This is a genomic window from Streptococcus sp. KHUD_014 (assembly GCF_051106275.1).
Classification (GTDB): domain Bacteria; phylum Bacillota; class Bacilli; order Lactobacillales; family Streptococcaceae; genus Streptococcus.
Window position 1 is genome coordinate 1,243,707 of the sequence record NZ_CP193666.1, and the last position, 26,012, is coordinate 1,269,718.

Annotated in this window: 30 protein-coding genes and 1 tRNA gene; 7 read left to right on the forward strand and 24 right to left on the reverse strand. The window is 39.0% G+C overall.

Translation table 11 applies throughout. The features are described 5' to 3' along the window. Window positions 1–68: 68 nt before the first annotated feature. The 8 genes from ACORHT_RS06030 to ACORHT_RS06065 form a co-directional block, all read right to left on the reverse strand. Window positions 69–929, reverse strand: coding sequence for a methionyl aminopeptidase (locus ACORHT_RS06030; RefSeq protein WP_434349728.1), 861 nt, complete (start codon window positions 927–929; stop codon window positions 69–71). 15 nt (window positions 930–944) lie between these two features. After that, the gene (gene spxR, locus ACORHT_RS06035; protein WP_434349729.1) at window positions 945–2,222 is read right to left on the reverse strand and encodes a CBS-HotDog domain-containing transcription factor SpxR; all 1,278 of its coding nucleotides are present in this window, start codon (window positions 2,220–2,222) and stop codon (window positions 945–947) included. Continuing rightward, window positions 2,215–2,766, reverse strand: coding sequence for a GNAT family N-acetyltransferase (locus ACORHT_RS06040; protein ID WP_434349730.1), 552 nt, complete (start codon window positions 2,764–2,766; stop codon window positions 2,215–2,217). The genes spxR and ACORHT_RS06040 overlap by 8 nt, the downstream gene beginning before the upstream one ends. Window positions 2,767–2,781: 15 nt before the next feature. Continuing rightward, window positions 2,782–4,041, reverse strand: a complete 1,260-nt coding sequence (locus ACORHT_RS06045; protein WP_414320779.1) for a UDP-N-acetylglucosamine 1-carboxyvinyltransferase — start codon at window positions 4,039–4,041, stop codon at window positions 2,782–2,784. Window positions 4,042–4,330: 289 nt separating this feature from the next. After that, entirely contained in the window at window positions 4,331–4,624 is a 294-nt protein-coding gene (gene rpmA, locus ACORHT_RS06050; protein ID WP_075229047.1) for a 50S ribosomal protein L27, read from the reverse strand. Window positions 4,625–4,640: 16 nt separating this feature from the next. After that, window positions 4,641–4,985: a ribosomal-processing cysteine protease Prp gene (locus tag ACORHT_RS06055; protein ID WP_075229048.1), complete on the reverse strand. Its 345-nt coding sequence runs from the start codon at window positions 4,983–4,985 to the stop codon at window positions 4,641–4,643. Between the two features lie 15 nt (window positions 4,986–5,000). Continuing rightward, the gene (rplU, locus tag ACORHT_RS06060) at window positions 5,001–5,315 is read right to left on the reverse strand and encodes a 50S ribosomal protein L21 (RefSeq protein WP_000109141.1); all 315 of its coding nucleotides are present in this window, start codon (window positions 5,313–5,315) and stop codon (window positions 5,001–5,003) included. Window positions 5,316–5,593: 278 nt separating this feature from the next. Then, a complete protein-coding gene (locus tag ACORHT_RS06065) occupies window positions 5,594–6,280 on the reverse strand; it encodes a YoaK family protein (RefSeq protein ID WP_434349731.1) in 687 nt (228 codons plus the stop codon). A 145-nt stretch (window positions 6,281–6,425) separates the two neighbouring features. Here ACORHT_RS06065 and ACORHT_RS06070 point away from each other — a divergent pair, with 145 nt between their 5' ends. Further along, on the forward strand, window positions 6,426–7,403 hold the full coding sequence (locus ACORHT_RS06070; RefSeq protein ID WP_434349732.1) for a Gfo/Idh/MocA family protein: 978 nt from the start codon (window positions 6,426–6,428) through the stop codon (window positions 7,401–7,403). After that, window positions 7,400–8,482 carry a DEAD/DEAH box helicase gene (locus tag ACORHT_RS06075; RefSeq protein WP_434349733.1) on the forward strand — a complete coding sequence of 361 codons (1,083 nt, stop codon included), beginning with the start codon at window positions 7,400–7,402 and terminating at the stop codon, window positions 8,480–8,482. Before ACORHT_RS06070 ends, ACORHT_RS06075 begins: the two co-directional genes overlap by 4 nt. 179 nt (window positions 8,483–8,661) lie before the next feature. On the opposite strand, the gene ACORHT_RS06080 is transcribed toward ACORHT_RS06075, so the two are convergent. Next, the gene (locus tag ACORHT_RS06080; RefSeq protein WP_434349734.1) at window positions 8,662–9,039 is read right to left on the reverse strand and encodes a DUF1934 domain-containing protein; all 378 of its coding nucleotides are present in this window, start codon (window positions 9,037–9,039) and stop codon (window positions 8,662–8,664) included. Between the two features lie 71 nt (window positions 9,040–9,110). Here ACORHT_RS06080 and ACORHT_RS06085 point away from each other — a divergent pair, with 71 nt between their 5' ends. Both ACORHT_RS06085 and yidA read left to right on the forward strand, forming a co-directional pair. Continuing rightward, window positions 9,111–10,415 carry an HD domain-containing protein gene (locus ACORHT_RS06085; protein ID WP_434349735.1) on the forward strand — a complete coding sequence of 435 codons (1,305 nt, stop codon included), beginning with the start codon at window positions 9,111–9,113 and terminating at the stop codon, window positions 10,413–10,415. 12 nt (window positions 10,416–10,427) lie between these two features. Continuing rightward, a complete protein-coding gene (gene yidA, locus ACORHT_RS06090; RefSeq protein WP_434349736.1) occupies window positions 10,428–11,234 on the forward strand; it encodes a sugar-phosphatase in 807 nt (268 codons plus the stop codon). Between the two features lie 242 nt (window positions 11,235–11,476). Here the strand turns inward: yidA and ACORHT_RS06095 are convergent, their stop codons facing one another. The 7 genes from ACORHT_RS06095 to ACORHT_RS06125 all read right to left on the reverse strand — a co-directional run bounded on the left by ACORHT_RS06095 (window position 11,477) and on the right by ACORHT_RS06125 (window position 15,921). After that, window positions 11,477–13,543: an SEC10/PgrA surface exclusion domain-containing protein gene (locus ACORHT_RS06095; RefSeq protein WP_434349737.1), complete on the reverse strand. Its 2,067-nt coding sequence runs from the start codon at window positions 13,541–13,543 to the stop codon at window positions 11,477–11,479. A 271-nt stretch (window positions 13,544–13,814) separates the two neighbouring features. After that, a tRNA-Arg gene (locus tag ACORHT_RS06100) sits at window positions 13,815–13,886 on the reverse strand. A gap of 42 nt (window positions 13,887–13,928) precedes the next feature. Next, the gene (gene rplS / locus ACORHT_RS06105; protein WP_001068669.1) at window positions 13,929–14,276 is read right to left on the reverse strand and encodes a 50S ribosomal protein L19; all 348 of its coding nucleotides are present in this window, start codon (window positions 14,274–14,276) and stop codon (window positions 13,929–13,931) included. Between the two features lie 118 nt (window positions 14,277–14,394). Next, window positions 14,395–14,724, reverse strand: coding sequence for a fluoride efflux transporter CrcB (gene crcB, locus ACORHT_RS06110; protein WP_434349738.1), 330 nt, complete (start codon window positions 14,722–14,724; stop codon window positions 14,395–14,397). Further along, window positions 14,718–15,092, reverse strand: coding sequence for a fluoride efflux transporter CrcB (gene crcB, locus ACORHT_RS06115; RefSeq protein ID WP_434349739.1), 375 nt, complete (start codon window positions 15,090–15,092; stop codon window positions 14,718–14,720). Before crcB (ACORHT_RS06115) ends, crcB (ACORHT_RS06110) begins: the two co-directional genes overlap by 7 nt. Then, the gene (locus ACORHT_RS06120; protein ID WP_075229058.1) at window positions 15,089–15,355 is read right to left on the reverse strand and encodes a chorismate mutase; all 267 of its coding nucleotides are present in this window, start codon (window positions 15,353–15,355) and stop codon (window positions 15,089–15,091) included. Before ACORHT_RS06120 ends, crcB (ACORHT_RS06115) begins: the two co-directional genes overlap by 4 nt. A gap of 122 nt (window positions 15,356–15,477) precedes the next feature. Continuing rightward, window positions 15,478–15,921: a flavodoxin gene (locus tag ACORHT_RS06125; RefSeq protein WP_434349740.1), complete on the reverse strand. Its 444-nt coding sequence runs from the start codon at window positions 15,919–15,921 to the stop codon at window positions 15,478–15,480. A 103-nt stretch (window positions 15,922–16,024) separates the two neighbouring features. Between ACORHT_RS06125 and ACORHT_RS06130 the strand changes: the two genes are divergently transcribed. Further along, window positions 16,025–16,960, forward strand: a complete 936-nt coding sequence (locus ACORHT_RS06130) for a DHH family phosphoesterase (protein ID WP_434349741.1) — start codon at window positions 16,025–16,027, stop codon at window positions 16,958–16,960. A gap of 96 nt (window positions 16,961–17,056) precedes the next feature. Further along, window positions 17,057–17,299, forward strand: coding sequence for a type B 50S ribosomal protein L31 (locus ACORHT_RS06135; protein ID WP_096408869.1), 243 nt, complete (start codon window positions 17,057–17,059; stop codon window positions 17,297–17,299). Window positions 17,300–17,344: 45 nt separating this feature from the next. Here the strand turns inward: ACORHT_RS06135 and ACORHT_RS06140 are convergent, their stop codons facing one another. The 5 genes from ACORHT_RS06140 to ACORHT_RS06160 form a co-directional block, all read right to left on the reverse strand. After that, window positions 17,345–17,665 carry a heavy metal-binding domain-containing protein gene (locus tag ACORHT_RS06140; protein WP_434349742.1) on the reverse strand — a complete coding sequence of 107 codons (321 nt, stop codon included), beginning with the start codon at window positions 17,663–17,665 and terminating at the stop codon, window positions 17,345–17,347. 334 nt (window positions 17,666–17,999) lie between these two features. Continuing rightward, window positions 18,000–18,275: an HU family DNA-binding protein gene (locus tag ACORHT_RS06145; protein ID WP_001284633.1), complete on the reverse strand. Its 276-nt coding sequence runs from the start codon at window positions 18,273–18,275 to the stop codon at window positions 18,000–18,002. Window positions 18,276–18,381: 106 nt separating this feature from the next. Next, window positions 18,382–19,218 carry a DegV family protein gene (locus ACORHT_RS06150; protein ID WP_434349743.1) on the reverse strand — a complete coding sequence of 279 codons (837 nt, stop codon included), beginning with the start codon at window positions 19,216–19,218 and terminating at the stop codon, window positions 18,382–18,384. Between the two features lie 182 nt (window positions 19,219–19,400). Further along, complete coding sequence (locus ACORHT_RS06155) at window positions 19,401–20,633, reverse strand: tetratricopeptide repeat protein (protein WP_434349744.1); 1,233 nt, start codon at window positions 20,631–20,633, stop codon at window positions 19,401–19,403. Continuing rightward, entirely contained in the window at window positions 20,623–21,786 is a 1,164-nt protein-coding gene (locus ACORHT_RS06160) for an AI-2E family transporter (RefSeq protein WP_434349745.1), read from the reverse strand. Before ACORHT_RS06160 ends, ACORHT_RS06155 begins: the two co-directional genes overlap by 11 nt. Before the next feature lie 209 nt (window positions 21,787–21,995). On the opposite strand from ACORHT_RS06160, the gene ACORHT_RS06165 reads away from it, so the two are divergent. Then, a complete protein-coding gene (locus ACORHT_RS06165) occupies window positions 21,996–23,009 on the forward strand; it encodes a lactonase family protein (RefSeq protein ID WP_434349746.1) in 1,014 nt (337 codons plus the stop codon). Between the two features lie 195 nt (window positions 23,010–23,204). Here the strand turns inward: ACORHT_RS06165 and ACORHT_RS06170 are convergent, their stop codons facing one another. The 3 genes from ACORHT_RS06170 to ACORHT_RS06180 all read right to left on the reverse strand — a co-directional run bounded on the left by ACORHT_RS06170 (window position 23,205) and on the right by ACORHT_RS06180 (window position 26,001). Then, window positions 23,205–23,624, reverse strand: a complete 420-nt coding sequence (locus tag ACORHT_RS06170) for a F0F1 ATP synthase subunit epsilon (RefSeq protein WP_075229066.1) — start codon at window positions 23,622–23,624, stop codon at window positions 23,205–23,207. A gap of 10 nt (window positions 23,625–23,634) precedes the next feature. Next, the gene (atpD, locus tag ACORHT_RS06175) at window positions 23,635–25,041 is read right to left on the reverse strand and encodes a F0F1 ATP synthase subunit beta (protein WP_434349747.1); all 1,407 of its coding nucleotides are present in this window, start codon (window positions 25,039–25,041) and stop codon (window positions 23,635–23,637) included. An 81-nt stretch (window positions 25,042–25,122) separates the two neighbouring features. Beyond that, a complete protein-coding gene (locus ACORHT_RS06180) occupies window positions 25,123–26,001 on the reverse strand; it encodes a F0F1 ATP synthase subunit gamma (RefSeq protein ID WP_434349748.1) in 879 nt (292 codons plus the stop codon). Window positions 26,002–26,012 lie beyond the last annotated feature (11 nt).

Here is a 26,012-nt window from a genome sequence, read left to right on the forward strand (position 1 = left end):
AAGTCTTAACTTTGCTACGCTATTATTTTAGAGAAAACAAAAAGGAGCTAAGCTCCTTGAAAACCTTATTAATACGTTCCTTCTTCACCTTGGCTTGTCAAGATTACAGGGCCATCCTTGGTAATAACAAACTGATGCTCGTATTGACATGATAGACCACCATCGATGGTTTTATGAGCCCAACCTGTTTTCATATCAGTATCGATTTCCCAATCACCTGTATTGATCATAGGTTCAATTGTCAAAACCATACCTTCACGAAGGCGAAGGCCACGACCTGCGACACCGTAGTTTGGAACCATTGGTTCTTCATGCATAGTTGGACCAACACCATGGCCAACAAGATCACGGACAACACCGTATCCACGACTCTCAGCATATTCCTGAATCGCCGCACCGATATCACCGATACGATTTCCTACAACTGCCTGTTCAATACCTTTATACATAGCTTCCTTGGTAACATCCATCAAGTTTTTCACTTTCTCAGATGGAGTACCTACAGCATAAGCCCAACAAGAATCAGCTAAGCCACCCGTAAAGTTTTGAGTATATTTTTTCATCTGCTCAACCTTGTTAAAGTTGAGTTTAGAAACATTGAGGTCTGACTTGGCAATAGGTCCACCTAGAACCATATCAACCTTGAGAAGGTCACCCTCTTTGAGAATATAATGACGAGGGAAGGCGTGTGCTACTTCGTCATTGAGCGAACAGCAGGTTGCATATGGATAATCCATGATGGCTCCATCCACACCGATCTGTAGAGGAAGATAATTTTCCTCTTTACAACGTCGGCGAACATACTCTTCCACTTCCCACATATCTACACCTGGCTTGATGATATCACGCAAGCCGATATGGATACTCGCAAGGAAATCTCCAGCCTTATCCATTGCTTCAATTTCTCTTGCTGATTTTAATGTAATCATGTTTACTCCTAGATTCTAATTAATTTTTACAGTTACATTTGCTTTTGATACAATCTGATGATTGAGGTAAATATCATAATCAATGATAGCAGAGCGTCTGGTGTGGTGAATAATTCTAGCTTGAATCCGTAAAATGTCATCAATCTGAACAGCTTGCAAGAAATAAATCAACATCTGTTCAATGATGAGGTTACGCCCGCTATTAACGACTAAATCTTGGGTCATATGAGTCAAGATTTCTGAAAGAACTCCATTGGCTAGAACACCGTTTTTTTCTAACATGAAGGGTTCAACTGTAATAACCACTTCATCATGGTGGTAAGATAACTTCTGCCCAATCTGTTCTGAAAAGGTTGGTAGAGCAGAAACCTGAGAACGACTCATCTTTTCCATGACGTCACGCCTAGTAATGACACCTAGCAAGGTCTGGTTACTGCGCACAACTGGAACCATCTCAAAGTCTTCAGCAATCATTCTTTGACTAACGTTAGCGATATTCGTGGCTAGTCCAGTCATATAAACAGTTCGAGTCATAACCTTGTCAATGGTCGTACCTGGTGATTTATCACCTGCATCTCGCATGGTTACTACACCAACGACAACCTGGTGCTGATTAATAACAGGAAAACGGCTACTTCTATTTTTACGAACCAAGTCTAGATAGTCTTTAACTGTGTCTGTTTCCTGTAAATAACCATATTCATGACTGGTACGATAGATTTTTTCGACTGTCAAAATGTCTGTCTTAATCTGGACATTTGACAAGGCTCGGTTAATCATGGTCGCAATCGTGAATGTGTCGTGTTTACTACGTAAAACTGGGATATTTTTCTTATTGGCTGATTCTAAAACATCTTCGTGAACTTCAAATCCACCTGTGACTAAAACTGCATTTTCATTTTCAAGTGCCAATAATTGGATCCGTGTTCTGTCACCGACAATAAGTAGACCACCATCATGAAGATAAGATAGAATATTCTTTTCTGTCATGGCTCCAATGGAGAATTTACTGAATTCTCTCTCTAACCCATCCTGACCTGCCAAAACTTCTGATCCTGTGACTTCTGCAATTTCTGCAAAGGTTAATCTCTCAATGGCAACTTTTTTGGACTTGACACGGACAGTTCCACTTCGAGGGCGTGTTTCAACCAATCCTCTATTTTCAGCTTCTTTGATAGCCCGATAAGCTGTACCATCACTCACTCCGAGTCGATTTGAAATACTGCGAACACTAACGCGTTTTCCGACTGGTAATTCTTCTAAATAAGCTAAAATTTCTTGGTGTTTACTCATTTAGCTCTCCTTTTGTATAGCGGAATTCTAGATAATCTCGCATCTTTCGGGTATAGCGATCACTGCCTTTAAAGCGACGATAAAGACTAAAACCTGACTTTTGCGCTACCTTCTGACTAGCACTATTTTCCAAATGCGTTACGATTGATAATTGCTTTAAGGCAAATTGATCCATTGACAGTTCACATAACTTAGTTACCGCTTCTGTCATATATCCCTTAGACCAATAGTCTTTCTTTAAAAAATAGCCAATTTCCGCTTCCTTCTTAATCTCATCAAGTTTCTCAAACTTGATGGAACCAATCATCTTCTCATCCTTCTTATCGCAGATCGCCCAGATTCCCAAAGGTGACTTCATAAAATAGTTGGCAAGGGCATATTGACTTTCTTCAAGACTGGCTTGAGCTGGAAAGATAAATTGTAGATTCTCCGGATCAGATGCTAATTGATGAAAGTCAGCAGCGTCGGCAAAAAAGAAGGGACGGAAATATAACCGTTCCGTCTCATAGAAAGAAAACATTGCTAATTTTGTCCAGATATTCATATTAATCCTCTAAGATTAGTCTTCGATTAGTTCAATATCTGCTCCGAGGTTTCGTAATTTCTCGATAATATTTGAGTAGCCTCGAAGGATAAATTCAACATTGGTAATTTCAGTTCTTCCTTCAGCCATCAAACCAGCAATCACCAGTGCTGCACCTGCACGTAGGTCTGTCGCCTTGACATTTGCACCGTGTAAAGGATTGCCCCCTTTATAAATGATGTGATCGTTTGTTGTGGAGATATCTGCATTCATTTTTGCCAATTCGAAAACATGGTTGACGCGTTTTTCATAAATAGTGTCAATCAATGTTCCACGCCCCTCTGCTTTTAATAGCAAAGGTGTAATTGGTTGTTGAAGGTCAGTGGCAAAACCTGGATATGGCGCCGTCTTAATGTTGATAGCCTTTAAGTTAGATTGTTCTTCAACAAAAATACTATCTTCAGACACAGTCATACGAACACCCATTTCATCTAATTTGGCAATAAAACCTTCCAAGTGCTCGTACAAGACATTATTGATACGAATTCCTTGACCAACCGCCGCAGCCATGGAAATATAAGTACCTGCTTCAATACGATCGGGAATAACTTGATGGCGAGTTCCATGAAGGCTCTCAACACCATCAATGATGATCATATCAGTACCTGCACCACGAATGTGAGCTCCCATATTGTTCAATAGAGTAGCTACATCGATAATTTCAGGCTCACGGGCAGCATTCTCAATGACTGTACGACCCTTGGCTTTGACAGCTGCTAACATGGTATTAATAGTTGCACCAACACTAACTGTATCCATGTAAATGTTTGCACCATGTAGCATTGACCCCTGAGCAGAGAGATTCATGTTATCTCCCTCATAGCTTGTCTTAGCTCCCATTGCTTCAAAAGCTTTTAAGTGTAGGTCGATTGGACGTGGACCTAAGTCACACCCTCCTGGTAACCCTACAGTTGCTTCACCAAATCGCCCCAAAAGGCTACCGTAAAAGTAATAGGAAGCTCGAAGACTGTTAATTTTACCATAAGGCATCGGTTTATTCTGAACACCACGAGGGTCAATCTCTAAAACATCATCATAGCGTTTGACACTAGCTCCCATGATTTCCATAATTTCAATAAGACTCGCCACATCAGAGATGTCTGGAACACAATCCAGGATCACCACATCATCAGCTAAAATAATGGCGGGTATCAAAGCAACGACACTATTTTTAGCACCGCTAATCGTGATTTCCCCTTTTAATGGTCTTCCACCGTTAATGACAATTTTTTTCATGTTATACTCTTTCACTATTTATTATGAAGGTCTCACCCTACATTATACCATATTTGATCCATAATAGCTATTCCTATTAAAGAAATAAGTCAACACTCGTCTTTAGATAGGCTTAAAAAACTTAGAAACAAATTCGCATTTCTATCGGATTTTAAATATGGGTATCAGCGTGGGTACCAAAACAAAAAAATAGGCTCTCCGAAAACTCGGAAAGCCTTATTTAATGCTACTTCTAGCTTCCTCGCCTTTTTATTTCAAGGCTCGGGATAAAAAGGTTCACTGGACCTTTTTATTTAGCGATTGGGTAAACAGAAACTTGTTTTTTATCGCGACCTTTACGTTCAAAGCGTACTACGCCCTCAACTTTAGCGAATAAAGTATCGTCTCCACCACGTCCAACGTTTACACCTGGATAGATGTGTGTACCACGTTGACGGTAAAGGATAGATCCACCTGTTACAGTTTGTCCGTCAGCTGCTTTAGCTCCAAGACGTTTCGCTTGTGAATCACGTCCGTTTGATGTAGAACCTCCACCTTTTTTGTGGGCGAAAAGTTGCATGTTAGTAAGAGTCATTTTTAACATAATGTTTTCCTCCGTGTTAGTTTTCTGTGATAACTCTGGTTTGGACGAACTCAGAAGAGTCCTCCGATAAGTTTGCCATTCCTAAGAAAAATGATTCAAAGAATAACTGAGTCATTTCTCTCTGATGTGAAGGGATATCTTTAGGAATTTCCACCATTAGATAACCATCTTCGTCTTCGTTTAATTGTAAGATTGGTTCATAGCCTGCAAATTTCTCAATTGAATTGACAAAGTTAGTGGCAAGCGTAGAAACCGATGCACACACGACGTCAAAGCCGTTTTCGCCAATTTTGGCGTGTCCAGTAATCTCCGCACTCCTCAGCTCGCCATCTTCGGCTCTCTCAAAGACTGCTTGTATCATGTGTTCTCCTTAAAATTAAGCGTTGATTGCGTTGATGACAACTTTAGTATATGGTTGACGGTGACCTTGTTTACGGTGGCTACCTTTTTTAGGTTTGTACTTGTAAGTAACAACTTTCTTTTGTTTTCCTTGTTTTTCAACAGTTCCAACTACAGTAGCTCCAGCAACAAGTGGAGTTCCGACAACAGTGTTTTCACCACCAACAAGAACAACTTCGTTAAAAGTAACTTCTTGACCAGCTTCAACGTTCAATTTTTCAACGTAAACTGCTTGACCAACTTCAACTTTAACTTGTTTTCCGCCAGTTTTGATAATTGCGTATGTGCTCATTATGCACCTCCTATGATTTTTGGGGTTTCCCCGTATTTTTGTGAAGACTCGCCTAGCATCGTGGGACGAACCACTTAAAAGAAGAGCTCTTAGTATAACAAAGAATAAACTAGGAATTAAGCCGAAGACATAACTTATGTTAGGCAAGGCGATAATGACGAAGTTTAAATTTGTTATACGACGAGCAACGATGTTCGTGCGGTTGCACAGGATCGTGCATAGTCAACTCTACAAGTATAGCATGAATCCTATTTTTTGACAAGCATTTATCATCAAAATTAAGCTTTTTCTCCGACTTTTTTCCTCCAAGCAGCAAAAAGCATGCTTAGATAAAAAATACTCATCATGAGTGGAATCCCTAAAATTGTTTTTTCTTCATAAAAAATACTCAGATAAGCTGAGACAACAACTCCAAGTACAAAACTCGATAGCAAACTAACAAAGATTAGACCTTCTCGCAAAAAAGGGGTATGTTTGGTTCGAACATAGTCCCCGAAAGCCAACATAGTTCGTTTAATATTTCCCGTCATAAAAGCATTGTTATAGGCAATTCCTGAAACTTCTCCAAAAGCAGTCGTTACTAATCCCATACAAAATGCAAGCGGCGGAACTATAAAGTGATTATCGACTGTTAATGGTACAAATCCGATAATCAAGGATAAAACTCCCAAAGGAACAAGGGATAGAATTGGTTTTTTTACAATTTTCAATTTTTCCTTGTAAATAGTTAGGAGAAATACTCCCAACATGAAGGACAAAAGGGTCAATATTTTCACTTCAGCATCTGCTACATTGTGTTGAACGATTCCAACTGATAAAAAAACCACATTTCCAGTTTGACCTGCAACTAGGGTATTTCCTCTTTCGATAAAGGTATAGGCATCTACATAGCCCGCACAAAAAGTCAAAAAAAGCGCCAATCTTTTTGAATGACGAGAAATTTTTCTCATTGGTAATAATCTCATACTACACTCCTAATTCTACTAAAACTATTGTACCATTTTCTCTTAATTTTTCGAAGTGTCAAATAAAAGATTTGTCTCCCTTTGGCTAGTTTAGTCTATCTGTGATATAATGAAAGCAGTCATTACTTGTAGAAAAGGAGATTTCATGCTAAAACTTGGTATTATCGGTACTGGTGCAATCAGTCACCACTTTATAGAAGCTACTCATACTAGTCAAGAATTCCAGTTAGTGGCTGTTTATTCAAGAAACCTCACGACTGCCCAGCAATTTGCTAGTCCTTATCAAAATGTTAGTCTATTTGATAATTTAGAGGATTTCTTCCAGTCTGAATTTGATGTTGTCTATATCGCAAGTCCAAATTCTCTACACTTTACTCAAGCTAAGGCTGCTTTATCTGCTGGCAAGCATGTTGTCCTTGAAAAACCAGCTGTCACTCAACCACAAGAATGGCAGGATTTAGTTGAAACAGCTCAAGAAAATCAATGTTTTATCTTTGAAGCAGCAAGAAACTATCACGAAGATGCTTTTGCGACAATTAAAGACTTTCTTGCAGACAAGCAAGTTTTAGGGGCAGATTTTAACTATGCCAAGTATTCTTCTAAGATGCCAGACCTTCTTTCTGGAAACACTCCGAATGTCTTTTCAGACCGTTTTGCTGGTGGGGCTCTCATGGACTTGGGAATTTATCCGATCTATGCTGCGGTTCACGTATTTGGAAAAGTATTCGATGCGACCTATCAAGCTCAACAACTTGACAACACTATTGATCTAAACGGAGATGGTATCTTATTTTATCCCGGTTATCAAGTCCATATCAGGGCTGGTAAAAATATTACTTCTAATCTGCCTTGCGAAATATATACAACAGATGGAACACTGACGCTCAACACTATCGAACACGTTCGATCAGCTATTTTCACTGATCATCAAGGTAATGAAACACATCTACCTATTCAGCAAGCACCTCATACCATGACTGAGGAGGTCGCTGCTTTTGCTAACATGATCAAGCAGCCAAACCTAGAACTTTACCAAGCTTGGCTGGATGATGCAACACACGTCCATAAGCTACTTTACACCATGCGCCAGACTGCTGGCATTAGATTTGAGGCAGAAAAATGAAAACCAAACTACCAACTGAATGGCTAGAACTCCTTGACCAACTCGGCTTTCAAGAATTCACACCTATTCAAATTCAGCTTTTTGATCCGATTTTAGACGGTCAAACCCTTCTTGGAGTCAGTCCAACTGGTACAGGGAAGACTTTAGCCTATCTCCTACCTAGTCTTCTCAAACTGCAAAAGAAAAAAGCCCAACAATTATTGATTTTAGCGCCAAATACTGAACTGGCTGGTCAGATTTTTGAGGTAACTAAAACCTGGGGTGAAGCTATTGGCTTGACTGCTCAGCTCTTCCTGTCAGGTTCGAGTCAGAAACGACAAATTGAACGACTAAAAAAAGGACCAGAAATTCTAATTGGAACTCCTGGTCGTATCTTTGAACTGATTAAATTGAAAAAAATCAAGATGATGAATGTGGAGACTATTATACTTGATGAATTTGACCAGTTGCTAGATGATTCTCAAATCCACTTTGTAGAAAAGATTACCCACTACGCACCTCGTGACCACCAACTCATCTACATGAGTGCCACTACAAAGTTTGATCAAGATAAGATTGCGCCTAACACGCGCACCATCGACCTCTCTGATCAAAAGTTGGACAACATTCAACACTTCTACATGCAAGTAGACCAACGTCATCGAGTAGATATGCTTAGAAAACTGGCACATGTCGAGGACTTCCGCGGACTGGTATTCTTCAATAGCTTGTCAGACCTTGGAAGTGCCGAGGAAAAATTGCAGTATCGTGATGTTTTAGCTGTTTCACTAGCTAGCGATGTCAACGTCAAATTTAGAAAAGTTATCTTAGAAAAATTCAAAGATAATCAGCTAACATTACTTCTTGCAACAGACCTTCTAGCTCGTGGTATCGACATTGACAACCTGGAATGTGTGCTCAACTTTGACGTCCCTAGAGACACGGAAACTTACACTCACCGTGCGGGTCGTACAGGACGCATGGGTAAAGAAGGCTATGTCATCACTCTTGTGACCCATCCAGAAGATCTTAAAAAACTTAAGAAATTTGCAAGTGTACGTGAAATCGTCTTGAAAAATCAAGAACTATATATCAAATGAGAGTGGGACAGAAATCGTTAATTCGTTAGAATTCGATTTCGTCGTCCCACCTCCGCACAGTTGAGTAAGTCTGTAAAAGCTGATGAAATCAGCGTAGTAGAGCCCACTCAACCACTGCGTCTTACTCGACAATCCAAAGACAATTTAGAGACTAGGACTTTTGTCCCAGCCTCTTTTTCTTACCCCCAGGTAATTTCTAAGCGATAGTTTGCAAATGGATCTCCTTCTTTGTTTTGTAGTTGATAGGCTAGTTCAATCTTTTGTTGTTCAACTTGATAATGACTTGTTTGGATGATAAACTCCTGTATCCCCATTGGTGTAGGAATATAGGCTAAACTATCAGCTTCCTTCAGAAAACGCATGATGGTCTTAGGGTTTGAAAATCGAGACATCACCAACTCTGTATCATTAAACTTCAGTACCACTTTTTCCTTCTCTTCATTGTAAAAAAGGAGATAGGAAAAATCACCTTTCTCACGTAACTCAACGTCATAAAGTTGGTCGATCACTTCCAATTGTTCATCAAATTGGATGGTATTTCTCATTCGAATCTTCACTTCAAGTCCTCTTTCTTCACTCTTATCCTACTATTTTACCAAAAACTGTGGCTTTTTGCTATAATGGTTTTATGAATGAAAAAGTATTTCGTGACCCTGTTCACAATTATATCCATGTTGATAATCAGATTATCTATGACTTAATCAATACCAAAGAATTTCAACGGCTTCGTCGTATCAAGCAGCTCGGAACATCCAGTTACACCTTTCATGGTGGAGAACATAGTCGTTTCTCTCACTGTCTAGGTGTGTACGAGATTGCACGACGCATCACCGAGATTTTTGAGGAAAAGTATCCTAAAGAATGGGATCCTTCGGAGTCCCTCCTAACCATGACTGCAGCCCTCCTTCATGACTTAGGACATGGTGCCTACTCGCATACCTTTGAAAATCTCTTTGATACCGATCATGAGGCGATTACGCAGGAAATTATCCAAAGCCCCGACACAGAGATTCACCAGGTTCTTTTACAGGTAGCTCCAGATTTCCCAGAAAAGGTAGCTAGCGTTATAGACCACACTTATCCAAATAAGCAGGTGGTTCAATTGATTTCGAGTCAAATCGATGCAGACCGCATGGACTATCTCTTACGTGACTCCTACTTTACAGGTGCTTCCTATGGAGAATTCGACCTAACACGTATCTTACGAGTTATTCGCCCTATCGAAAACGGAATTGCTTTTCAACGAAACGGGATGCATGCCATCGAAGACTATGTTCTTAGTCGCTATCAAATGTATATGCAGGTATATTTCCATCCAGCAACACGTGCTATGGAAGTACTTCTGCAAAATCTTTTGAAACGTGCTAAAGAACTTTATCCAGGAAACAAGGACTTCTTTACACTTACATCCCCACATCTACTGCCATTTTTCGAAAAAAATGTTAGCTTAGCTGACTATCTATCTTTGGATGACGGAGTTATGAATACCTATTTCCAACTATGGATGACCAGTTCTGACAAGATTTTAGCTGACCTGTCGCAGCGCTTTGTCAATCGCAAGGTCTTTAAATCAATCACCTTTTCACAAGAAGATCAAGAACAGCTTGCATCTATGAGAAAACTGGTAGAAGATATCGGCTTTGACCCTGACTATTACACAGCTATCCATAAGAACTTTGACCTTCCTTATGATATCTATCGCCCTGAATCTGAAAACCCACGAACGCAGATTGAGATTATACAAAAAAATGGAGAACTAGCAGAACTCTCTAGCCTTTCTCCTATCGTTCAATCCCTTGCTGGCAGTCGCCACGGAGATAATCGTTTCTACTTCCCAAAAGAAATGTTGGATCAAAACAGCATCTTTGCAAGCATCACTCAGCAATTTTTACACTTGATTGAAAACGATCATTTTAAACCAAATAAAAACTAAAAGAGGAACTATATGAGTATTAAACTAATCGCCGTCGATATCGATGGAACCCTTGTCAACAGTCAAAAGGAAATCACTCCAGAAGTCTTTTCTGCCATCCAAGATGCCAAACAAGCTGGTGTTAAAGTTATGATTGCAACTGGTCGCCCTATCGCAGGAGTTGCCAAACTTCTAGATGACTTGAAATTAAGAGACGAAGGGGACTACGTTGTTACCTTCAACGGTGCCCTTGTTCAAGAAACCGCTACAGGTCATGAAATTATCAGCGAATCCTTGACTTATGAAGATTATTTAGATATGGAATTCCTCAGTCGCAAACTTGGCGTCCACATGCATGCCATTACCAAGGACGGTATCTACACTGCCAATCGCAATATCGGAAAATACACAGTGCACGAATCAACCCTCGTCAGCATGCCCATCTTCTATCGTACACCTGAAGAAATGGCTGATAAGGAAATCGTCAAGTGTATGTTTATCGATGAACCGGAAATTCTCGATGCTGCTATTGAAAAGATTCCAGCAGAATTTTACGACCGCTACTCTATCAACAAATCTGCTCCTTTCTACCTCGAACTTCTTAAAAAGAATGTGGACAAAGGTTCAGCTATCACTCACTTAGCTGAGAAACTCGGTTTGAACAAGGATGAGACTATGGCTATCGGTGATGAAGAAAATGACCGTGCCATGCTTGAAGTTGTTGGTAACCCCGTTGTTATGGAAAACGGAAATCCAGAACTCAAAAAAATCGCCAAATACATCACTAAATCTAATGACGAATCTGGTGTGGCCTATGCCATTCGCACATGGGTACTGTAGAAGATACGGATACATGAAAACCGCTCAGCAGAGCGGTTTTTACTATGTTAGAACTCAATTTCCAGTATTGGTTGTACAGTTACTTAAATCTTGAGAGTACAAAAAAATGAGAAATATTAAATATTTTTTCAATTTTACAATCCCAATTCTATGAAGGTTAACGAGATCGTTTATAAAACACTAAAATCATTTTTTATCCTTTTCTATAAACAAAAAAAGCCAGTTAAAACTGACTTTTAAAATTATATCCACTTACCTGAATAATCTAATTTATATTTACCTTCAATCACTTCATTTCGAGCATACACACCATTAGATTTTAAATAATACCACGCTTTATAGCTTGAGTCATAAATCCATTCACTTGTGGCCATCTTACCATTAGATTTCAGATAATATGAACCTTGCCAGCTACTACGTAAATAGCTTCCATCAGACTTCAAATAGTACCATGCTTTGTAATACGAGTCATAAATCCATTCACTTACGGCCATCTTACCATTAGATTTCAGATAATATGAACCTTGCCAGCTACTACGTGAATAGTTTCCATCAGACTTCAAATAGTACCATGATTTGTAATATGAGTCATAAACCCATTCATTCACAGCCATTTTACCATCTGATTTCAAATAATATGAACCTTGCCAAGTATTTCTCAATGGTTGATTATTCTTATAGAAATACCATGTTTTACCTTCTTGAATCCAGCCATTCTTCTTAGATGAAGGAACTATAGCAGGCTTAGAAGGAGTTTTTTCTACTTGTTTTTTATTCTGAACATATCTTCCAGTTCCATCAACATAGTATCGACCATTGTCTACCCATGAATCGGTAACCATTTTCCCATCAGAACCGAACCAATAATCACCTTCCCAGGTATTTTTTATAGGTTTATTATTTTTATAGAAATACCATGCTGTTCCTTCTTGAACCCAACCATACTTTTGATTTTTATTTTGAACATATTTTCCTGACTTGTCAACGTAATAACGTCCATTGTCTACCCATGAATCGGTAGCCATTTTTCCATCAGAACCGAACCAATAATCACTTTCCCAGGTATTTTTTAAAGGTTGATTATTCTTGTAGAAATACCAATCATTTCCTTCTCTTATCCAGCCTTTTTTCTCTTTTAAGGCTTCTTTCGCTTTACGCTCTTTCTCCTTTTCTTTCTCTTCCTCTTCATTTAACTTATCAATTTCTTTAGAAATCCTTTCATACTCTTTATAAGAAATTTGCAATTTTTCCAGCTTACTTTTTTCAGTTTCCAATTCTTTTTCTTTCTTTCCAAGAGTTGATTTTCTGTTACTTTCTGTAGTATTCACAGGAGTTTTTATACTAAAATTATTCTTAGTTGATTTTGAAATTTCCTCGTCCGAAACAGTAATGAAACTCATTTGAGTTCCATCTTTCAACAAGAAAATTGAAAGACCAAAATAATCTACATTATTCGGATTCCCCCAATTCAAACCAGCAATAGATTGAGCATGAAGGTATTCATAACCATTATACATAAAATCTAAAATGGCATCATAAATAACTCGTTTTAATTCTGCTTTAGTAACATCATTTAAACGCTGAGTCGTACCTGCGCCATTTTCATAATATTGACCACCATATTTTTTTTCTTCATCTTCCTTAGTAGAGGTAAGCAAACCATACTCTCTAGCTACCTCATTGATTCCCTTCACATAGTGCCAATCCCATACACTTCTATCTGCTTTTTGCATTTTAACAGAGAGTTTACTAGCAAAATCAATAGACGATTCAGCAAGAACTAGTTCCTTAGTTCCCATTTGCCTTCTTACTTGATTTATCATATCAAAGGCAAAATAGTTCAATTCAATCAATACTTCTTTAGGAAGACTATCTAGTTCATAAACCTCAGCTTCATCAGAACCAACAGTTACAAAGTCATTTTTCTGTAAAGCTAACTTCGCACTTTCACTTTTCAAAATTTCTTCTGCCTGATCTCGCTCTTGTTCACTCTTACTAAAATCAAAGTTATCCTTTAATGCTTTAGCATAAGCAGGACTTACCTTAATCGTATTCTTCTCACTATATGGAACTTTCAAGGCTTCAACTTGTTTCTTCAAGGTATCAACCTTATCCTCAGATTCAACAAGTGAATACCAACGACCATCACCTGAATAGCTAGTAACACCATTCTTCTTAGCAAGTTCACTTCTTTGATTATCTAATTCTTTAATCTTAGATTGTCTTACAGAATCAGCATGAACAACACTACAACTAAATGCAAATAAAGTTGCAGTAGTCAGTAAAGTCAACGACTTCTTGAAATTCATTCTAAAATCCCCTTTGAAATAATATTTTTTATTGTATTATACCATAAATAAGTACTAAACATACTGAGGATCCCATTTTAAAGTATTGAAAATAGAATAGATCAGTCTCCTAATCTACTTCATTCTATATTCATTGACTTTTAGTCAAATTTTAGTCATGATTTGGTCAAAAAAACAAAAAATACTAATTTATTTTTAAAAATGAATTTGTGATGACTGCCTTTAAATAAACACTTTGCATATTCTTTGTCTTTCTTTACATTAGTAAAAATGCCCCCTGCAGGAATCGAACCTGCAACTACTCCTTAGGAGGGAGTTGTTATATCCATTGAACTAAGGGAGCTAGAGAAAAACTCTGCCGAATGAGCAGAGTTTTTTGGTCGAATTAACGACGGATTTCTTTGATACGAGCTGCTTTACCTTGAAGAGCACGCAAGTAGTACAATTTCGCACGACGTACTTTACCGTAACGAACAACTTCGATCTTTTCAACACGTGGAGTGTGAATTGGGAAGATACGTTCAACACCTACACCGTTAGAGATTTTACGAACTGTGTAGTTTTCTGAGATGCCAGCACCTTTACGTGCAATAACAACACCTTCAAAAATCTGGATACGTTCACGGTTTCCTTCGACAACTTTCGCGTGTACACGAACAGTGTCACCAGGACGGAATGATGGGATATCAGTACGAAGTTGACCTTCAGTCAAGCTTTGGATTAATGGATTCATTTTATTCTCCTATCTTTGTCAATCTTGAGGAAACTTCCTCAGCGGATAAACTGTATTTTTGTGCGTCCATTACACACAAGATACAGTTTATCAAATTTCTAAAAAAAAGTAAAGAAATTTATAGCAAAATTCCTAAAAAAATCGCAACCAAACCACCTAGGTAGGTCAAAGTTAAATAAGAATAAAAGACCTTCTTATCGCTCAACAGTCTTTGAAGTTCATCATTCAAGGTTGAAAAAGTGGTTAGACCTCCACAAAAACCTGTAGCAAGAATAGTATAGATCTCTTTATCTTCCACATAATTATAGAATAAACCAATTAAAAAGCAACCTAGAAGATTTGCAAGAAGTGTCCCTAGTGGTAAAACCCTCTCTTGATTGAGACTAGATAGGAAATAACGGACAAGTGCTCCGACTCCACAAGCAAGTGCTAGATAAATGATTACCATTTCTTCCTCCCTAGATAATAAGCCAATAAAAGCCCTCCACCTATACTCAAAAGCAAATACATGACCAAACTCAGATAACGCCCTGTATCAAGCAGTTTTACAGCATCAAGCATTAGACTAGAAAAGGTTGTCAAACCTCCGCAAAAACCTGTACCCAGTGCTAAAATCAACCCCTTACTGGTCCCCTTATAAACCAGATAACCTTTGACAAGATAAACTAAGCAAAAAATTCCTAGATAGTTAGCAAAAAGAGTTCCCCAAGGGAAGCCTGGACTAGCTGGCAACCATGTAGAAATCAGATAGCGGACAAGTCCTCCCAGCATGGCAGCTAGAAAAATTCCTAGCGGATAGAATTGTTCTTTTTTCATAAGAGTTTCTGCTCCTGGTAGTCTCTAGACCGCTTGAGAATATCTGAAAAAGTCGCGACTATCGGCTCCTGATACTGCTTATCCTCTACCCGATTTCTTACTTTCTCAAATATTATTCCCTCTCTTTTACTATCAAAGACTGGCTTTCCTGAAGTTTTTTTAAAGGTCGCCACCTGATCCACTAAGGTCATACGTTTTTCTAAAAGGCCAACTAATTCTTGGTCAACTTGATCTATCTGTTGACGAATAACTTCCAAATCCATCTCGTCTCCTTTTTTATTTCATGTTTTCATACAAAAGTCTTCTTCAAAGTGGTGCGAAAAGAGAAACTGCTAAGAAATGAAAAAGACTGCACTAACCTTGTTTAGTCAGCACAGTCAGATCTTTACCCTACTTTAGCAGCTAACTCTTCTGCGAATTGCTCTAAGCGTTCAATATCTTCTTCTTCTGCAGAAAGATCTACTTTGACAGATTCTGAACCTTTCTCAGCTCCTGTAGAAACAAATACATGATCAAAATCATCAACAGCTTTACAAAACTCGTCGTAGAAAGTATCACCTGATCCAACAACTCCATAGATTTTGCCATTCAAGTTAAGATCTGCTAGGTCTTCATAGAAGTCCATCATCTCATCAGGCAATTCTCCATCACCGTAGGTATAGGTTGCTACAATTGCGATATCTGCTTCTAGGAAGTCTGAAGCGTCAACAGTTGTACACTCGTCCACATCGACATCCAATCCCAAGTCACGTAATTTATCTGCTACAATATCTGCGATTTCTTCGGTATTACCGGTCATACTGGCAAATACAATTTTTGCTAATGCCATATCGTCCTCCTCAATTTATCTTTCTCCATTATATCACATCTTTTTCATTTTAAAAATAAAAACTCTTGTGCTACAATGAAATGAGAAAGAATTGAGGTTATTTATGGAAATTTGCCATCAAATTTTAGAAAAAATTAAAGAATACGATACTATTATCATTCACCGTCATATGAAACCAGACCCTGATGCCTTGGGAAGTCAGGTCGGACTCAAGGCTCTTCTGGAACATCATTTCCCAGAGAAAAATATTAAAGTAGTTGGTTATGATGAACCAACACTAACATGGCTTGCAAAGATGGATCAGGTTGCAGATAGTGACTACCATGGTGCTCTTGCAATTATCTGTGATACAGCCAATACGGCTCGTATTGATGACAAGCGTTACCAACAGGCTGAAACTGTTATCAAGATTGATCACCATCCAAATGACGAAGTTTATGGAGACTTAGTCTGGGTAGATACTAACTCAAGTAGTGCTAGTGAGATGATTGCCCTCTTTGCAGAAGAAACAAAGCTTGAACTTTCGGATTATGCTGCTAAACTATTGTGTGCAGGTATTATTGGTGATACTGGTCGTTTCTTATATCCTTCTACTTCTAGTCGTACTCTTCGTATCGCAAGCCATCTACGCGAACATAATTTTGACTATGCAGAATTAACTCGTAAGATGGACACGATTAGTTTCAAAATTGCCAAACTTCAAGGCTATGTCTATGATCATCTAGAAGTCGATGAAAATGGAGTTGCCCGTGTCATTCTAAGCCAAGAACTTCTCCAGTCTTACCAAATAACTGATTCTGAAACAGCTGCTATTGTTGGAGCTCCAGGTCGTATTGAGGATGTCAATCTATGGGGAATTTTTGTAGAACAAGCAGACGGTCACTATCGTGTTCGTCTTCGCAGTAAATTTGTCCCAATCAATGGTGTTGCAAAAGAACATGATGGCGGTGGCCATCCCCTTGCAAGTGGTGCCAACTCCTATAGTTTAGAGGAAAATGAGCTCATCTACCAAAAATTAAAAAACTTACTGAAAAAATAGATAAAAAGCTTGCCAAACTTCTCAGAATCTGATAGACTAGTATGGTAACAATCTATGGCTCGCAAAGAGACCATGGCAGAAAGGAAATATTGCAAAATGAAAAAAGATATCCATCCAGAATATCGCCCAGTTGTCTTCATGGACACAACTACTGGTTACCAATTCCTTAGCGGTTCAACAAAACGCACAAACGAAACTGTTGAGTTCGAAGGCGAAACTTACCCATTGATCCGTGTGGAAATTTCATCAGACTCACACCCATTCTACACTGGACGTCAAAAGTTCACTCAAGCAGATGGACGCGTGGATCGTTTCAACAAAAAATACGGTCTCAAATAATCATAAAAAGAACAGTTCTAGCTGTTCTTTTTTTGTTTCTTAAAATTAAGAGTCAACTACCACTGCTGTTCCACTGCATGTGACCATCAACATACCATTTTCAGCACCTAAAGTTTCATAGTCCATTTTTACGCCTATAATAGCATTAGCTCCACGTTCACTTGCACGCTCCATCATTTCTGCTAGAGCTTCTTCTCTAGCTTGAGTCAATTCACCTTCATAACTACTAGCTCGACCTCCAAAAACATTACTGAAACCAGCAGCCATATCTTTAAGCATATTAACGCCAGCAACCACTTCACCAAAGACAATTCCTCTGTATGCTAGGATTTTCTTTCCTTCGATTCCCGTAGTTGAAATAATCATCTTCACTTCCTCCTTACTTCTTTGACAAGATTCTATACCCTTTCATTCCTTTTGTCAAGAAATTCTATAAGGGACTCAGAAACTCTGCTCACCATCCTTGTCTGCTTTCCGTATAGTGCCAACTGTATTGATAAGGACTTGAATGTTTCCTTTGTGAATGTAAATTGGGATGTCTTTCTCAGCCTTCACCAATCTTGCCAATAGGTCGAGATTGATGTCTCTGACTGGCAAAGAAGAGGCTGTTCTACACTGCCCCACAAATGCCCCCAAACAATAAAAAAAAGCCTGTCACACAAGCTCAAATACTTGATATGACGGGCTTTTTCTAAATTTATTATTTAACAGCGTCTTTAAGAGCTTTACCAGCTTTGAATGCTGGAACTTTTGAAGCTGCGATTGTAATTTCTTTACCAGTTTGTGGGTTGCGTCCTTTACGTGCTGCACGCTCACGAACTTCGAAATTACCAAAACCGATCAATTGAACTTTTTCACCAGCTGCAAGGTAATCAGCTACTGCTGCGAATACAGCGTCTACTGCTGCTGCTGAATCTTTCTTAGTCAATTCTGTAGCTTCTGCTACTTTAGCGATCAAATCTTGTTTGTTTGCCATGTTAATAAATCCTCCAAATAATTTCTAATTAACAATTACAATCATATCCTAAAATCTCTTATAGGTCAAGTCAAAAACGCTATTTCTTGCGATTTTCTTTATTTTTTTAGGAATCATATCTTATCAAAATAGCCCAAGCATTTTCACCTGTATGAGTTTGAATAATTGAACCTGTTTCTAAGACAGAGATTGGTTTTTCAACATAGACTTGTAGAACTTCTTTCATCTCTTTAGCCCAGTCATTAGTGCCTGAATAAGAAATTCCAATTTCTGCAACAGAACGTTCTGATAATTTTGAAACTAACTCATCCAACCATTTTTTAAAGGTTTTGGAACCACGTCCTTTCACGATTGGTTGCAACTCGTCATCCTTCATCTGCATGACTACGCGAATGTTTAGTAGAGAACTTAAAAGACCTGTAACACGGCCAATACGACCACCTTTAACAAGGTTTTCCAAGGTTGAAACACCAATGAAAAGCTCTGTATTTTTCTTCACTTCTTCTACATGCGCCAAGATTGTTTCTAAATCTTTCCCTTCTTGAGCTAATTTAGCTGCTTCAACAACTTGAAACTTGAGGGCTTGGTCTGTAAAAGAACTATCTACTACAGTTACTTTAGCAGTCGATAAGCTAGCTCCCTGACGCGCTGCTTCTACAGTGCCAGATAAGGCATGCGACATATGAATCGCTAAAATCTGACTACCATCCTTACTCAAATCTTCAAAAATCTCAGCAAAAAGTCCCACTGGAGGTTGACTCGTTTTAGGAAGATTTTTACTTTCTTGCATCAAGCGAAGGAATTCCCCTTCTTCAAGATCAGCATCCGAATAAAGAACACTATCAATCATTACAGAGAGAGGAACAACGGTAATATTTAATTCTTTTACCACTTCTGGTTCAATGGTAACTGACGAATCCGTTACAATTTTTACTTGTGTCATAATTCAAATCTTTCTATGTCTCACCCATAAAGCGAGTTTTTCAATTTAGCTATAACAATTATATCAAAAAAATGCTAAAAATTCATACTGGATCCTTTGAATTTCACAGCCTATTTTAATAATTTTCTTCGTGTTATAGCTGAATATAAAAATAGTCGCCTAGTAAGACGACTACTTTAACATTACAATAAACGCTCATACAAATCCTGCATCTGTATATCATCAGGAACCAACTTGAGATAACTTTGAATCTGGGCTTTGGCTTCTTCAAATTTCCCAAGCTCACGCAAGAGGTAAATATATTGCTCCAAAAACTCTGGATTTTCCTTTAATTCTGGAAGCAATTCCTGATAAGATTCAAATGCCACATCCAAATCTTCAGTTTCTTGATAGCTCCTTGCAATCATCCATTTAGTCAAGAGATTTTCTGGCTCATAAACTTCTAAAGCTAAAATATCTTCGTAACGTTCCTGTTCTTGATATATAGTTGCTAGACGCAATAAGATTTCTTCTTGATCCTCTGCATCTTCTTGAGCTTGAAGAAGATAAGCTTCCGCCTGTTCGGGTTGATGCAATTCGTAAGATAATTGTGAGGCAAGGAGTAGCAAACGTGTCTCGAAAGGATTTTTTTCCAAACCTTGCTGAGCTATCTGTAAGGCTTGCTCCGTTTGATGTTCCTTGTGTAGAGCCTGACTATAGCCATATTCATACCCTTCAAAATCTGGAGAAATAGTATCCAACTGTTTAAAATATAAGACAGCTTTTTGATATTCCTCTTGGTCAAAGTAGAGACTCGCTAATTCAAAAGCAGTTTGATCTTCATACTCTAACTCTAAAGCTTTTTCTAAAAATTCAATTGCTGATTCAAACTTTCCAAGACGAGCGTAGGCAAGACCTATTCTCTGATAGGTTGAAATCCCAGTTTGTTCAAATAGCTCGCGATTATCTAGTTGGGCATAGCCCTTAATCGCTTCTAAATCGTTTCCTAGCTCACTATCTAGCTCGGCCAGTCCAAATATTAGGAGAGGATCATCAGAGTAGCTACGCGCCTCTAGGAGCTTCTCACGCGCCACATCCGTCAATCCTTCCATTTGGTAGAAATCTGCCTTCAAAACCAGTGCAGATACATACCAGTCGCTGTTAGGTTGAATTTCTTCCAGATAAGCAAAAGCTTCTTCGATTTGACCATCTTCACTAGCAATAGTTGCTAGATTCAGATTTACCTCTGGAAAAACTGGAGCAAGTTTTTCGTAGATTTGACGAGCTTGAGGATAAAAACCAATACCTTCTAGATAATATGCGAGCTCTAGCAGTAGATCATCGGGGTCTTCTAGAAGTGCTTTTTGGAAATAATGTTCAGCCCTTGTTAAATCCTGCTGATTCAAGGCCTCAAGCATTTCTTGACTATTGTTCACCTTCAACCTCCTCTTCTAGCTCATAGAGACCGCTGACAGTTTTATACCATTCAAAAATCGCTGAAATAATAACCTTGGCTGAAGCATAGACTGGAATTCCCAACAATACTCCCCAAATACCAAACATAGAACCAGATGTTAACAAAACAAATAGAATGGTAATTGGGTGAATATTTAATTGGCTACCTAAAATCAGTGGCGAAACAAAACGGCCTTCGATGGTTTGCTCAACGATAAAGACGATGATAACCTTTAAGAGCATGACAGGTCCAGCAATCAGACCTAAGACTAGGGCTGGAATCATAGCAAGGAAACTTCCAAGGTAAGGAACGAGATTTAAAATTCCCGCAGTAATACCAAGAGTAACCGCATATCTTAAGCCAATGATCTTGAAGAAGATGATAAACATGACAGCTACAATAATAGCAACCGTTACTTGACCTCTGACATAGTTAGAAAGTTGTTGATTCACATCCGTCAAAACCTTACCGACTGGCTCCTTCAGTTTGGTTGGTAAAAACTGAGTAATGTAGTCTCTGAGTCCTTTACCATCACGAAGTAGATAAAAGAGCATGAAAGGCATGATAATCAAAGCAACGACTACTTGTGATGTACCACTGATAACTGCACTAAGCCAGTTTACAGCCTTAGAAGAAATATCACTTGCCCAAGTTGTAGCTTGAGATGAAAACTTCGCTAATACCTGTTCCAGCTGTGGTCTAAAATCGTCAGGCAGACGTTTGGTAACTAAATCATTGATAACACGATCCGCATCCTCAAGATAATCAGGCACGTTTTTTGCAAAAACTAAAACTTGATGCTGTAAATTTGGAATAGCAACTGCTAAACCAACAATCAAGAGAATAGCAATCACTACGAAGATCAAACTAATAGCAAGAACACGGTTTACCTTGTATCGCTCAAGCAAATCAACAATAGGATTTAAAAGATAGAAAAGCAAGCCCGACAAAATAACAGGCAGCATAACGACCGATAGAAAATCCACAACAGGGATAAATAAAAAGCTGATTTTACTGAGAATAAAAATATTGAGTCCCAATAGCAAGGCTACTAGGAAAAAAGTAACGGCTTTATTATCTAAAAACCACTTAAAAAACCAAGATAGATTAAACTGTTTCTCTTTTTGTTCCATATCTACTTCCTTTCCTTTGTCTTTTCATTATACCATTTTTACTAAGAATAAACCGTTTTTAAAGCGTTTAAGGAAGATGAGAAAATCTCGAAACCATGCTCACGTCTTTTACTACTTTTATACTTAGAATTGCTATACTTCTACCCTCTATTTTTTCAGGTCTCCTAATTTATGATATAATAGAAACATCTTTATTTCGAGGTATAGATATGATTGAAACTATTTATTTCGGGACCTACACTCGTCGTTTGTCCCAAGGTATTTACCAAGCTGATTTTGATACAGAAACTGGACAATTATCAAATCTTAAACTATTTGCTGCTGAGCCAAGTCCGACCTATCTTGCATTTGATCAAAAAAATCACCTCTATTCAGTAGGTAGTAAAAACGGTCAAGGTGGTATCGCTGCTTATCAGACTGATGGTACTTTACTAAATCATGTAGTCGAAGAGGGTGCCCCGCATTGTTATGTTGCTGTCGATGAGAAACGTGGCCTAGTATATGGTGCCAACTACCACAAGGGACAAGTCTTGGTCTATAAACGAAAAGAGGATGGCAGTCTTGTATTGACTGACATGGACCAACATAGTGGCCATGGTCCTCATGAAAATCAAACTTCTCCCCACGTCCACTACACTGATTTGACTCCAGACCAATATTTAGTGACTTGTGATTTGGGTACTGATGAAGTGACTAGCTACGATGTGACAGCAGAGGGCAAGCTAAGTAAAATAGCGACTTATAACTGCCAAGCTGGTGCAGGTGCTCGCCATCTTGTTTTCCATCATCACTATAAGATTGCCTACTTGATTTGTGAATTAAATAGTACAATTGAGGTATTGATCTACGACGGTGTTGGTGAATTTGAACACATGCAGACCATCTCTACTTTACCACAAGATTATGATGGATTTAATGGTACTGCTGCTATTCGTTTATCAAAAGATGGAAAATATCTCTACGCATCTAATCGTGGACATGATTCTATTGCGGTATACACTATTCTCGCTGACGGTAGTTTAGAACTACTTGAATTTGTCCCTACAAGTGGTAAAACCCCTCGTGACTTTGATTTGACTCCTGATCAAGAATTTCTCATCGCAGTTCATCAAGATTCTGACAATGCAACAGTCTTTAAGCGCAACCCAGAAACAGGTCGCCTGGCAGAATTGTCTAATGACTTCCATGTCCCAGAGGCAGTTTGTATCAGTTTTGCTGACTAATACTCTTCGAAAATCAAATTCAAACCACGTCAGCTTCGCCTTGGATTATATATGTGACTGACTTCGTCAGTCTTATCTACAACCTCAAAGCAGTGCTTTGAGCAGCCTGCGGCTCGCTTCCTAGTTTGCTCTTTGATTTTCATTGAGTATAAGATAAAATAAAAATGAACTTGATTAAACAAGTTCATTTTTATTTTATAATTTATTTCCGACATTGATACGGTTAATGGCACGCTGAAGCGCGATCTTAGCACGACGTTCTTGGTCGATAAGATTCTTGTCTTGTGCCTCTTCGATTTCACGCTCTGCACGAAGTTTAGCACGTTCTGCACGGCTAATATCGATATCACGAGCGCGTTCAGCTGAGTCAGCGATGATGGTAATGACATCTTTAGCAATCTCAATGATTCCTCCGTTTACTGCAATCCAGTTCACATGAGTATCATCATCAATGCGTTTGACTTTAACTTCATCAACCGCTAAAACCGCAATCATATTTTCATGTCGTGGCAAGATCCCCATCTCACCATCCAGAGTTCGTACCGATACAAAGCTGGCATGGTGGTCATAGACGAGGCCATCTGGTGTCACGATCTGGACAGTTAAATGTGCCATAGATCACCTCTTAAAATCCCATTTTTTCAGCCTTAGCAATAACGTCTTCGATTGAACCTACTCCACGGAAGGCATCTTCTGGGAGATGATCGTATTTACCGTCAAGAATTTCTTTGAAGCCACGAACTGTTTCAGCTACTGGAACATAAGATCCTGGTTGACCAGTAAATTGTTCTGCAACGTTGAAGTTTTGTGACAAGAAGAACTGAATACGGCGTGCACGAGCAACCAAGGTTTTTTCTTCATCAGAAAGTTCATCCATACCAAGGATGGCAATGATATCTTGCAACTCATGGTAACGTTGAAGAACGCGTTTCACTTCCGCAGCTACTGCATAGTGCTCTTCTCCAACGATTTCAGGTGCCAAGGCACGTGAGCTTGAAGCAAGTGGATCGACGGCTGGGTAGATACCCAATTGAACCAATTTACGTTCCAAGTTGGTTGTTGAATCCAAGTGAGCAAAAGCTGTTGCTGGCGCTGGGTCAGTATAGTCATCCGCTGGCACGTAGATTGCCTGGATAGAGGTTACAGAACCCTTCTTCGTTGACGTGATACGTTCTTGCAATTGACCCATTTCTGTTGCGAGGGTTGGTTGGTAACCAACGGCTGACGGCATACGACCCAATAGGGCAGATACTTCAGAACCTGCTTGTGTGAAACGGAAAATGTTGTCAATGAAGAGAAGAACGTCTTGACCTTCTACATCACGGAAGTATTCAGCGATTGTCAAACCAGTGAGGGCAACACGCATACGTGCTCCTGGTGGTTCATTCATCTGACCAAATACCATGGCTGTTTTCTCAATAACGCCTGATTCTTTCATTTCCCAGTAGAGGTCGTTCCCTTCACGAGTACGTTCCCCAACACCAGTAAATACAGAAATACCACCGTGTTCTTGGGCAATATTGTGAATCAATTCTTGAATCAATACGGTCTTACCAACTCCGGCACCCCCGAAGAGTCCGACCTTACCACCTTTAAGGTAAGGGGCAAGAAGGTCAATAACCTTGATCCCTGTTTCTAAAATTTCTGAAGAGGTAGACAATTCATCAAAAGTTGGTGCTTTTTTATGAATTGGCTCGCGCTCTGCATCTTCACCAAAAGGAGCTTCCAAGTCAATGGTATCTCCCAAAACGTTGAAGACACGTCCTAGAGTTTCTTTCCCAACTGGTACTGAGATTGGACGACCTGTGTCCAATACTTCCAAACCACGGGTCAAGCCATCTGTTGATTCCATAGCGATGGTACGAACCATGCCATCTCCCAACTCCAAGGCTACTTCAAGGACGATTTTTGTTTTTCTTTCGTCATTTTTGTAGACGACAAGTGCATTATTAATCTCTGGTAGTTTCTCACCTGCTGCAAACATGACGTCTACAACGGGACCGATAACCTGAGCAATTTTACCTGAACTCATCTACTTCTCCTATTCTGTATAAGATACTATCGGTTCCTAGAATGACTAGGCCCTAAGTTCATTTCTCTGAGTAACTTTGCTTTATTCTAAAGCACTAGCTCCTGCTACGATTTCTGTAATTTCTTGTGTAATCGCCGCCTGTCTGGCACGGTTATACTGGATAGTCAAATCATTGATAACTTTTTTAGCATTATCTGTCGCTGTTTGCATAGCCGTCATCCCTGCCGCATTTTCAGCTGTCTTGGCATCGATAATAGCACCGTAAATCATACTTTCTGCAAACTGTGGCAATAGTTGATCCAAGATTTCTTCACGGCTAGTCTCTAGCTCAAAGGTCAAGCTATAGTTGTCATCTGCTTCATTTGGATCCAAGTCGACAATAGGAAGCATCTGCTCAACACGCATTTGACTTGTCAGTGTATTGACGTGGTGGTTGTAGCAAACATAGAGCTCATCGAAAAGTTCATTTTGATACATTTCAATGGTTTTTGAGATAATCTTGCGAACTTCATCGAAACTTGGTTGACTGGCTAGACCCCGCAATTCATAAATTGGCTGAATACCACGAGCTTTAAAGAAGTCTGCTCCCATACCACCAATACAGATGACTTCAAAATCATCACCAGACGGATGGTATTCCTTCTGAATTTCCATGACGGCCTTCAAGATTGAAGAGTTATAGCCACCGACTAGACCACGGTCTGATGTGATGACGATATAACCTGTTTTCTTGACAGGGCGACTAATCAACATAGGATTTGTTGATCCACCTGCTCCATCTCCATGAAGGATATCTGTAAGGAGTTTACGAACTTTTTGAGCATAGATTTGGAAGTTGCGTGCAGCTTCTTCAGAACGACCTAACTTAGCTGCAGAAACCATCTGCATCGCGTTAGTAATTTGACTAGTATTTTTTGTTGAGGCGATTTTTGTTTTAATATCATTTAGAGATACTGCCATCTGACACCTCT

Excerpts from the sequence above, each read along its gene's own strand:
- ACORHT_RS06170 (WP_075229066.1), bottom strand. The coding sequence starts at position 23,624 with ATGGCACATTTAACTGTCCAGATCGTGACACCAGATGGCCTCGTCTAT.
- ACORHT_RS06045 (WP_414320779.1), bottom strand. The coding sequence starts at position 4,041 with ATGAAAAAAATTGTCATTAACGGTGGAAGACCATTAAAAGGGGAAATC.
- ACORHT_RS06055 (WP_075229048.1), bottom strand. The coding sequence starts at position 4,985 with ATGATACAAGCAGTCTTTGAGAGAGCCGAAGATGGCGAGCTGAGGAGT.
- rplU (WP_000109141.1), bottom strand. The coding sequence starts at position 5,315 with ATGAGCACATACGCAATTATCAAAACTGGCGGAAAACAAGTTAAAGTT.
- ACORHT_RS06030 (WP_434349728.1), bottom strand. The coding sequence starts at position 929 with ATGATTACATTAAAATCAGCAAGAGAAATTGAAGCAATGGATAAGGCT.
- ACORHT_RS06070 (WP_434349732.1), top strand. The coding sequence starts at position 6,426 with ATGCTAAAACTTGGTATTATCGGTACTGGTGCAATCAGTCACCACTTT.
- rplS (WP_001068669.1), bottom strand. The coding sequence starts at position 14,276 with ATGAATCCATTAATCCAAAGCTTGACTGAAGGTCAACTTCGTACTGAT.
- ACORHT_RS06125 (WP_434349740.1), bottom strand. The coding sequence starts at position 15,921 with ATGGCATTAGCAAAAATTGTATTTGCCAGTATGACCGGTAATACCGAA.
- ACORHT_RS06085 (WP_434349735.1), top strand. The coding sequence starts at position 9,111 with ATGAATGAAAAAGTATTTCGTGACCCTGTTCACAATTATATCCATGTT.
- ACORHT_RS06135 (WP_096408869.1), top strand. The coding sequence starts at position 17,057 with ATGAAAAAAGATATCCATCCAGAATATCGCCCAGTTGTCTTCATGGAC.
- ACORHT_RS06140 (WP_434349742.1), bottom strand. The coding sequence starts at position 17,665 with ATGATTATTTCAACTACGGGAATCGAAGGAAAGAAAATCCTAGCATAC.
- ACORHT_RS06075 (WP_434349733.1), top strand. The coding sequence starts at position 7,400 with ATGAAAACCAAACTACCAACTGAATGGCTAGAACTCCTTGACCAACTC.
- ACORHT_RS06180 (WP_434349748.1), bottom strand. The coding sequence starts at position 26,001 with ATGGCAGTATCTCTAAATGATATTAAAACAAAAATCGCCTCAACAAAA.
- crcB (WP_434349739.1), bottom strand. The coding sequence starts at position 15,092 with ATGAAAAAAGAACAATTCTATCCGCTAGGAATTTTTCTAGCTGCCATG.
- ACORHT_RS06130 (WP_434349741.1), top strand. The coding sequence starts at position 16,025 with ATGGAAATTTGCCATCAAATTTTAGAAAAAATTAAAGAATACGATACT.
- ACORHT_RS06160 (WP_434349745.1), bottom strand. The coding sequence starts at position 21,786 with ATGGAACAAAAAGAGAAACAGTTTAATCTATCTTGGTTTTTTAAGTGG.
- ACORHT_RS06065 (WP_434349731.1), bottom strand. The coding sequence starts at position 6,280 with ATGAGATTATTACCAATGAGAAAAATTTCTCGTCATTCAAAAAGATTG.
- ACORHT_RS06095 (WP_434349737.1), bottom strand. The coding sequence starts at position 13,543 with ATGAATTTCAAGAAGTCGTTGACTTTACTGACTACTGCAACTTTATTT.
- rpmA (WP_075229047.1), bottom strand. The coding sequence starts at position 4,624 with ATGTTAAAAATGACTCTTACTAACATGCAACTTTTCGCCCACAAAAAA.
- spxR (WP_434349729.1), bottom strand. The coding sequence starts at position 2,222 with ATGAGTAAACACCAAGAAATTTTAGCTTATTTAGAAGAATTACCAGTC.
- ACORHT_RS06040 (WP_434349730.1), bottom strand. The coding sequence starts at position 2,766 with ATGAATATCTGGACAAAATTAGCAATGTTTTCTTTCTATGAGACGGAA.
- ACORHT_RS06120 (WP_075229058.1), bottom strand. The coding sequence starts at position 15,355 with ATGGATTTGGAAGTTATTCGTCAACAGATAGATCAAGTTGACCAAGAA.
- yidA (WP_434349736.1), top strand. The coding sequence starts at position 10,428 with ATGAGTATTAAACTAATCGCCGTCGATATCGATGGAACCCTTGTCAAC.
- atpD (WP_434349747.1), bottom strand. The coding sequence starts at position 25,041 with ATGAGTTCAGGTAAAATTGCTCAGGTTATCGGTCCCGTTGTAGACGTC.
- ACORHT_RS06165 (WP_434349746.1), top strand. The coding sequence starts at position 21,996 with ATGATTGAAACTATTTATTTCGGGACCTACACTCGTCGTTTGTCCCAA.
- crcB (WP_434349738.1), bottom strand. The coding sequence starts at position 14,724 with ATGGTAATCATTTATCTAGCACTTGCTTGTGGAGTCGGAGCACTTGTC.
- ACORHT_RS06150 (WP_434349743.1), bottom strand. The coding sequence starts at position 19,218 with ATGACACAAGTAAAAATTGTAACGGATTCGTCAGTTACCATTGAACCA.
- ACORHT_RS06145 (WP_001284633.1), bottom strand. The coding sequence starts at position 18,275 with ATGGCAAACAAACAAGATTTGATCGCTAAAGTAGCAGAAGCTACAGAA.